The following is a 4,127-nucleotide window of genomic DNA, read 5'->3' as shown; positions in this document are numbered from 1 at the left end:
CGCGGCCTGACTGGAGCCAACGTCACATGCCCGGAGCCCGCTGCCCGGCAATTTCCACCACATTCGCGACACGACCTCAGGAGGGACCAACTCACAGTAGTCAGGCCGCCCCTTTCTCGACCCGTAGAGCAGGCAATTCTCAGCCCAAAGTGTCCCATCCTGATTGGCAAAGTTCGATGACAAAGTGACCACGTCAGGTCTGACTTCCTCAACGAGTTTTCCTCGTCTGCACCTTATGTCACAAGGAGAGCCTACCCTGACACAGGACATTCATGACCCTTTTTGATCCTGGCCGAAACTGCTGGCGTGTCGAGACAGCTGACCAGATGGCTGTCATCATCGATGGGCAGGCTTATTTCCGTGCCCTGCGCGAAGCGCTTCTGAAGGCCGAGCGGATGGCCATGATGATTGGCTGGGACTTTGACTTCCAGATCGAGATGCTGCCCGGCGAAAGCGACAATGAGGGGCTGGCGCCAGACGGCTTTCCCAACAAGCTCGGCCTGTTCCTGGATGCCTTGGTCGACCGACGCGAAGGGTTGGACATCTTCCTGCTGAAATGGAGCGGGGGCGCTCTGATCGCGCCGGGTGGCCTCTTGGCGCCGCTTGGTGTGAAGCTGATGTCGCCCGACCAAATCCACCTGGCTTTCGATGGCCGCCACCCGATCGGCGCCTGCCATCACCAGAAGATCGTTGTCATTGACGATAGCTTGGCCTTCTGCGGCGGCATCGACATGACCGACGGACGCTGGGACGACCGCCGCCACCTGGACCACAATCCGCTGCGCTCCTTGAAGAACGGCGACGGCGCGCAGCCCTGGCATGATGCCTCGACGGTCATGACGGGCCCGGCGGCGGCGGCCTTGTCAGAACTGGCCCGCGCCCGCTGGATCCGCGCTCACGACGCGGAAGTGGACGAGGTTTTTAAGCCCGGCGCCGACATGTGGCCGGACAGCATTGAGCCTGTCTTCCGTGACATCGATGTTGCGATTGCCCAGACCGCCCCTCCTGAACGCGGCAAACCGGGAATCTACGAAATCGAGAAATTGTATCTGGATGCCATCCGCAGCGCGCGCGACTGCATCTACATCGAGTCGCAGTATTTCTGCTCTGGCAGCATCACCCGCGCGATCCGCCGGCGCCTGGCTGAACTTGACGGGCCCGAGGTGGTGGTCATCAATCCCTTTGCCGCGCAGGGCCGTGTCGAGGACCAGGCCATGCACGTCACCCGCAGCCGAATGGTGCGCTATCTGCGCCGTCACGATCCCCACAGGCGGTTCCGCATCCTGTATCCCGTCACCGACAGCGGCCATCCGATCTATGTTCATGCCAAGATCATGATCGTGGACGACATGCTGCTGCGGGTGGGGTCAAGCAATATCGATCGCCGCTCGATGGGCTTTGACACCGAATGCGATGTGGCGATTCAGGCACAAGACGATGCGACCCGCAGTCTGATCCGCGACTTCCGTGATAATCTGCTGGCGGAACATCTGGGTTGCCGCCGGGACGAGGTTTCCGACCGGGTCGCCCGCCAGGACAGCCTTGTCGCAGCGCTTGACGACCTTTGTCACACCGAAGGCCGGAGCCTGCACCCTTTGCCGCTTCGCCGCGAGAACTGGCTGGGCAGTCTTCTGTCCAATACGCGCTTCTTCGACCCTCGCTATCGCCGCAGCGCACAGGCCCGCACCGGGATCACCGCGCGGCACGTGATGGCTGGGGCGGCGCTCCTGGCAGGCGGTGCATGGCTATGGCAGCGGAGCCGGGCAAAGGACTGACGGCACTCAACCGGTACTCCGTGCTGACGCTTCCGTGTGGAATGCCGAGGAGTCGGCGCCAAGGAGACCAACGCCCTAAGCTTGTGTGTCTTCTTCGCCATGCCCAAAGGTTTCGTCCAGGGGGCGAAGAGGCTGCGACCTCCTGGTCCCGATGGGCAGAAAGTGCGCTCTGGACGCGGAGCCGTCTTCTGATCTCCCGTCATCCTCTTTCCCTCCTGGTCGTTTTCTCCAGCACGTCGTCAGCAGCGTCTCGCGTCTCGCATCATCCGCCGGGTCCGAGCCCTCCCCGACCTCTAACGATGGGCGGGCTGCTGGACGCGGAGTTCAGCTTCTTCCTTTTCAAGGTAGCGCCTGACATATGTCTCCCTGACCAGTGTTAGACCCAGTGCGGCCAGCGGCGTGGCCAGGGCGAGACCCAGGATGCCGAACAGGATGCCCATCAGCAACTGGCTGGAGATGATCAGGGCAGGGGGCAGCGATACCCGCTCCTGCTGGATCAGCGGCGTAATGACGTAGCTTTCGAGCGCCTGCACGCCGACATAGACCCCAACAACCAACAACGCCGTTGTCTGGCCCTCGGACAGTCCAAGCAGAACAGCCGGCACAGCGGCAATGATCGGCCCGATATTGGGAATGAAGGCCAGCAGCGCCGCGATAAGCCCCAGGGCCGGTGCAAGCGGGACCCCCACGAGCCACAGGCCGAGCCAGGTCAGGATGCCCACGACAGCCATGGCCATCATCTGCGCGACCAGCCAGTTTGCCAGGGTGTCGCTTGCCTTGCTCAGCACGTCCTCTCCCTCGGCGTGGACCGAGGGAGCCAGGAGGGCAAGCAAACCCTTCCGGTACGTTTTGGGGTCGAGCGCCACATAAAGCCCGATGAACAGCATGATGACAAAGTTGCCCAACGCACCGAAGGTGGCGGTGACCGCGCCCGCGGCAGCGCCCCCGCTTCCTTCCGACATCAGCGCTCCCGGTGTCGCCCTCTCCAGAAGCTTCTCACCCCAAGAGTATTGCTCGAGACGCTCACGGACACTCTGGAACGCTTCCGGCACCTTCTGGGAAAGCTGCTCGAACTGATCGACTGCAAAGGGGGCAAAGCCGAGGGAGATGCCGGCCAGGGCAAGAACGAGGATCAGGAGGAAAAGGCCGATCCCCCAGTTCCGGCCGATCCCGAGGCGTCTGGCAAGCCATTCCCCGCCACCGCTGAAGAACACAGCGAACAGAAGTCCCGCGAAGATCACCAGAAGAACATCCGGGGCAAAGGCCAGAAGCAGGATCAGCAGCGCCCCAAGGATCCCCAGAGAGAGAGCGCGACGCCGTGGCGCCATCAGCCTCACGCGCTCTGCATTATCCTTGCCGCCCATTGCTGTCGTAACTCCATCATATGGGGATGTTCGTCGACCGCGCCCCGTGTCCCGTCGTGCTTGACCTGGCCATCTCTCGCCGATCTATGTCTGAGAACCTTATGCCAAGTTCATCTTCATCGCCCACGGAAGCATTCAAATCGCTCCGTGGCAGCCGAAGGCCAAAGCAGGACGGGAGGGCGGGACACCATGGGGCGGCCTCACATAATTAGGCTTTTGCATCAAGACCGTCCTTGGCCGATTACGATCAGCCGGGGGTGTCAGGTGTTCCCGCAGCGGGGGTGCGGCTGGTCGATCGGCGTGCTCTAGAAGATCAGTGCCAGCAGGCCGAGCACGACCAGTAGGCCGATTATAAAGATGATCCCGACGGTGCCGCCGATGAATTTCAACATGGCATCACCCTATGAGTCGTCGCGCAGGGCATCCTTGACCTTGCCGACGCCTTTCTGAACTTTGCCTTCCACCTGATCAGCCTGGCCGCTGCGCTCGGTTTCCTTGTCGCCGATGGCCTTGCCAATCGTTTCCTTGGCCGAGCCCTTCACGTCCTTTGCCTGGCCCTTCACGCGGTCTTCATTCATTGCATGACTCCTTCTGTTTGAGCCAAGGGAACGTGAGGGGGCAGGCATTGTTCCGAAAAAGGCGGGATCGGCTGTCAGCCTCCCCGGCCTTGCTGTTCGCTCGTCTTTTCGATTTGAGCCCACAACTGAGGCGTCTTAGCCGCATCGAGGGCGCGATCCTTGCCGCTGGCTACGTGGCCTACGTGGCGCTGATCTGGCCGTGACAGAGCCAGCCGCCCGTTTTTTAGTCGATGACCCGAAGCGCAGCGGAATAGGAAGACCTTTCCGCAAAGCGAACCGACGCGGCACGCGGGCACCCCCAGAATTTTTTCTGCCGCGCGGGAAGCAAAGGCTGCCCGGCTCCGTCTATCATGCAAGATGACCCGACACCGCGACCCGATCCTTGATCTTCTGGCCCCGCTCCGGCGCTA

The 4,127-nt window shown here is 61.9% G+C and carries 4 protein-coding genes; 1 reads left to right on the top strand and 3 read right to left on the bottom strand.

What is annotated here, in order from left to right; all coding sequences use genetic code 11:
• Positions 1–272: 272 nt before the first annotated feature.
• Positions 273–1,775 carry a phospholipase D-like domain-containing protein gene (locus tag OU682_RS23485; RefSeq protein ID WP_268944603.1) on the top strand — a complete coding sequence of 501 codons (1,503 nt, stop codon included), beginning with the start codon at positions 273–275 and terminating at the stop codon, positions 1,773–1,775.
• A gap of 293 nt (positions 1,776–2,068) precedes the next feature.
• On the opposite strand, the gene OU682_RS23480 is transcribed toward OU682_RS23485, so the two are convergent.
• The 3 genes from OU682_RS23480 to OU682_RS23475 all read right to left on the bottom strand — a co-directional run bounded on the left by OU682_RS23480 (position 2,069) and on the right by OU682_RS23475 (position 3,717).
• Positions 2,069–3,139 (bottom strand): AI-2E family transporter, encoded by a 1,071-nt coding sequence (locus OU682_RS23480; RefSeq protein WP_268944602.1) that lies wholly within the window; start codon positions 3,137–3,139, stop codon positions 2,069–2,071.
• Between the two features lie 305 nt (positions 3,140–3,444).
• Positions 3,445–3,531 (bottom strand): small membrane protein YohP, encoded by an 87-nt coding sequence (locus OU682_RS24530; protein ID WP_442952617.1) that lies wholly within the window; start codon positions 3,529–3,531, stop codon positions 3,445–3,447.
• A 9-nt stretch (positions 3,532–3,540) separates the two neighbouring features.
• Positions 3,541–3,717: a CsbD family protein gene (locus tag OU682_RS23475; RefSeq protein WP_268944601.1), complete on the bottom strand. Its 177-nt coding sequence runs from the start codon at positions 3,715–3,717 to the stop codon at positions 3,541–3,543.
• Positions 3,718–4,127: the final 410 nt, after the last annotated feature.

The sequence above is a fragment of the Paracoccus benzoatiresistens genome (assembly GCF_026913015.1).
GTDB classification, from domain to species: Bacteria; Pseudomonadota; Alphaproteobacteria; order Rhodobacterales; family Rhodobacteraceae; genus Paracoccus; species Paracoccus benzoatiresistens.
Note: the sequence above shows the minus strand (reverse complement) of the source record. Positions and strands in the feature narration are given on the sequence as shown.